At 56.2% G+C, this 1,129-nt stretch carries 2 protein-coding genes; one reads left to right on the top strand and one right to left on the bottom strand.

The window, feature by feature from the left end:
- Window positions 1-197: hypothetical protein (locus A5706_RS34230; RefSeq protein ID WP_231985166.1), on the top strand; the 197-nt coding region annotated here is incomplete at its 5' end.
- A 254-nt stretch (window positions 198-451) separates the two neighbouring features.
- Here A5706_RS34230 and A5706_RS10670 read toward each other — a convergent pair.
- Window positions 452-1,129, bottom strand: a 678-nt coding sequence (locus tag A5706_RS10670; protein WP_231985165.1) for a PE family protein, incomplete at its 5' end; no start/stop codon positions are given.

The raw sequence follows: 1,129 nt of genomic DNA, 5'->3' as shown, positions 1-1,129 counted from the left end.
CCGCCCAGTCCACGATGAGCGATTTAATAGCGAATGTGATAACAAATATTCAAGCCGGAATAGAGACATTGATAACGATGATTACATCTTTATTAATGTTGCTAGCGATTGTACCCTTTTTGCTACTGTTTCTTTTAAGTGTTGCTTTATACGGGCCATGGTGGCTTGTTTTGCTTAATGCCGGGCGTGGGTATTGAGATGACGCCCCCCTCAGCGCGGTCGGTGAGGTTCGCGCAGTCGGATCGACGCCCAACGAGTTGGTCGCGAGGGTTGGATTCTCCATCGTTCCTTCGCCGAACCTTTCACGTTCGTGGTCGGGCAGCGTCTAGCCGACGACGAGGCGTGTCTCGGCTTTGAAGGTGCCGTCGCGGTTGTCCCGGACGTGGACGCTGGTGGTGATGGCGATGTCCGGCCAGGGCCAAGAGGCAGGCCGCAACGCAGAGCGCGTCTGTTAGATCGGGAAGAACATCGGAATGGGAGTACCTGTTGCAATAAAAAGTAAAACTAGTGCTACCCAAGCGCCTATGATTACAAAAGTGCCGACCGTAACGAAAATGCTCCATAACGCCGGGTAGCCTTGAATAAATATCCAAAACTGGTAAAAGGCTGCGCCCAATATCTTGAGTAATTGGTCGAAAGCTGCGCTAACAATGTTGCCTAACTCGTATCGGACAGCCCCGACGGCGCTGCCAATCAAGTTCACAACCCCTCCCAAGGGCTTTAGCAACGACGCCATGTTGGCCGCCTCAGCGCTGGCGTAGGAGGCGGCACTCGCAGTCAGGTGCTGCACAAATTGCTCCTGAAACGCCGCCGCCTTCCCGGCCAGCGCGTGATAGTCCTGGGCGTAACCGGAGAACAGATGCGCGATCCCCGCCGACACCTCATCGGCGGCAGCGGGGCGCACGAAAAGTGTCGAGGGCCCCGCTGTCATATGCGCAGCGTTGACCGTTGAACCGATACCCGCCAAATCCGTTGCCGCTTGGCTAATCAGTTCTGGCGCAACGCTCACCGCAGACATTTCCGTCCCCCAATTGGTCCTGATCGACTCGTCTGTAGGACAGAAGTATTCGCGCGGACCCGCCGATGCGACTAGGGACTTTCGACCCGTCGTGTGCAGGTCAGGGGCGCG

The organism is Mycobacterium sp. E796, assembly GCF_001672815.1.
Lineage (GTDB): Bacteria > Actinomycetota > Actinomycetes > Mycobacteriales > Mycobacteriaceae > Mycobacterium.
This window is presented reverse-complemented; position numbering and strand designations above follow the sequence as displayed.